The sequence below is a fragment of the Candidatus Neomarinimicrobiota bacterium genome (assembly GCA_034716895.1).
Lineage (GTDB): Bacteria > Fidelibacterota > UBA8477 > UBA8477 > JABMPR01 > JABMPR01.
In genome coordinates this window covers 7,628-9,993 of sequence record JAYEKW010000168.1, presented here as the reverse complement: position 1 = coordinate 9,993, position 2,366 = coordinate 7,628, and the positions used below count along the sequence as shown (strand labels likewise).

The window sequence follows — 2,366 nt, the reverse complement described above, 5'->3', positions numbered from 1 at the left end:
ACATATTTCCAATAGTAAAGTTTGAGCTTGGAGAATTTGGAGCTGTTGCATCGCTATAATCCAATAATTCTCCATTCAAGAAAAACTGCACAGTGCCACTGCTTCGTCTCATGGTGATGTGATACCAATTATCTGCTGTTAGTACTTCATTGGTTCTGTTGTACTTTATTGCCCCAAAAAGCCCGGTAACTTTTGAACTCTCAATTCCAATTCCCCATCCACCTGCATCATCACCATTGTACGCAATACATCGCCAACCACCAGATCCATTGGATACAACATCCGGCTTAGCCCAAGCCATCATTGTAAAATTATCTGTATTTGATGTAACATTCGAGCTTTTTGAAGCATAATCAGGACTCCCGCTTGCAATAGTTCCTCCATCAAAATCTAAATTATTTTTTGGACCAAAAAATGCTGGGGAAGTGACCCAGTCGTCGTTAGTCATACTTCCATTAAGAGTTCCGTCATAAGCAGAAGTTCCTTCTGCATTGTCTGTTGTTGTGCCCGTAGTTTCATTGAATTTGTAGTACAAAATCATAGTACTTTCAGTAGGCATTTCCCGGTACATACCTTGTCGAATATTTGTTTGTGATCTCGCAGTATTCCATGCACGCACTTCGTCGATCTGGCCGTCAAAAGCGCGAGTACCACCACTAGGATAGCTAATATAAAACGTGGTGTTTGCAGTGAACGAACCGGTCTGCGCCTGCGAAGCATCCTCTATTCCATTGATGTAGATTCGCATATTACTGCCATCATAGGTGGCGGCAACATGGTACCAGACATCAGCGCTTAATGCGGTACTTCCGTCCAGTTTTGTTTCACTACTACCTATGTTCAAAACAAACTGTAGCTTGTTGTTGGCCAACGCTGCGTCTCCAAGTCTCAGAAGCGCGGTGTGCCCAGAAGCTTCCTCTCCCACTATATTCGAGATATAAGGGGAAGCGCTTTTAAATGACCCGGGCTTAATCCATGCCTGCAGCGTAATTGCTGATCCGCTCAGGTCGATCGTCCCGCAGTTGACGTTGTCATCACTTCCGTCAAAATCCAGGCTGTTATTTGCCGCCATCAGGCTTGTGCCCGTTGCTAATCCAAGAATCAGCATAACACCTAAAACTAATTTTGTGTTTTTCATTTTTCCCCATTTCACTCGTTCATTTTCTCTTATTGGTCTAACTGCAAGTCCCCAAAGTAAATTGGATAATTCAGCTTAAAAAATAAGAGACAGTTTCTTGGCATCCAACATATAAAGCTGTTGCCGCTCCAGATTGATTATCGGCACACTATGTAATTTCTTGAAACGAGAACCGCACAACCCACGGAGCAAGGACGAAATAGAACTTCAGCACTGCTTGAGGACTCAACTAACGGAGAATCTAAAGTATCTGAAGCACGGGCGAGTGGATGGAATAGGGTAGCTTAAATGAATCACTTAAAATGTGTGTGCGCTATATGTGCCATTGATATACCAAAATGTACCAAAATAGCCCATTGTTATATCAAATTGATATGATATTAAGTGATAAAAGAAAACCCATTAAGTGGTTGATTCTTAAGGGGCTTCAGGTGGTGGCCCCGTCTCCGTCTTGCAGACTACGCCGGGCAGGCAGGGATCCCGATATTCGGTTGCACTCAGTTGGAACAAGCGGACTTTTTAACTGCCGAAGCTCGTAGAGCGCAGGTAGTGAACCACCGATCCATCTTCGTCCTTCCACGCTTCCAGCTACGCGGGACAAGAGTTCCCGAGGGTTATGGGGACTTGTACATGTCGATATGCTAAAAGAAGGTTAACACCTTCTCCAATTTCTTGATCATCAACAATAGCATTAGAAGTCTGGCAGGCTTTGATCAGCTGGAGTCATATCCAGCTACCCTGCAAGATGGTCTCGAGTTAGCCCGGGGTCACGATGTTCTCGTCAGTCTGTCACCAGACAATTGCGGACAGGAGTTACCTGCATTGCATCCCAAGAGCCACACGCCGATTACTCAACATGCCCCTCAGTGTACGGATTAAGTCTTGGAAGGCTCCCTTGTCCAGGCGTAGCATGTAATGCGCAGACTGACTTGTCCAGGCGTAGCATGTAATGCGCAGACTGATTGAAACCTCCATGATTTAGTTACGAATATTGACGGAACCGCAAAAAGTCCTCGCGCGCGCAGAGGCCGCAAAATGTTGTTAAATAAGAATTTATCCCCTATCGCGATAAATGACTGTATTTATTATGGTTAAATCAATATTGACGATCTCGCAAAAACTACCTCTCGCCCGCCTGCGTATAACTTCGTGCGGGCAGGCAAAGCGCGCAGAGCGTTGCATTGAGCCTGTCGAAATGACGCAAAGTATTGATATATATGGATTTAGG

General features: G+C 44.8%; 1 protein-coding gene. It reads right to left on the bottom strand.

Going from position 1 to position 2,366, the window contains the following annotated elements; all coding sequences use genetic code 11:
* Nucleotides 1-1,138: LamG domain-containing protein (locus U9Q77_10685; GenBank protein MEA3287823.1), on the bottom strand; the 1,138-nt coding region annotated here is incomplete at its 3' end.
* Nucleotides 1,139-2,366: the final 1,228 nt, after the last annotated feature.